Source organism: Desulfocurvus sp. DL1XJH-121 (assembly GCF_054819825.1).
The window spans coordinates 1-281 of record NZ_JBTVWW010000075.1; the positions used below are offsets into that span (position 1 = coordinate 1).

At 40.9% G+C, this 281-nt stretch carries 1 protein-coding gene; it reads left to right on the top strand.

From position 1 onward, the window contains the following. Positions 1-281: hypothetical protein (locus tag ACYYG1_RS17365; protein WP_461211594.1), on the top strand; the 281-nt coding region annotated here is incomplete at both ends.

Below are 281 nucleotides of genomic sequence, written 5' to 3' on the forward strand. Positions count from 1 at the left end.
TAAAAAGGTCCAAGAAGCAGGAGATAAGGGTAATTATGTTTCTCAGTTAGCACAAAAGAATGCACAAACTGCTCAAATGTCTCAAGAACGTTTTAAGCAAGCTTGGTCAGACTTAACGATTATGTTTGGTTCAAAGCTACTGCCATATATGACTGATGCTGCCAACAGTATGAGTAAAATGTTTGCACAAGAAGGATTCCGCAAGGACGTTAGAAAGTCAGCTGAAGAAGTTGGACGCGTTGCTGGCGGAATTTTAAACATTGCCAAGTTTGCGGTTCAGC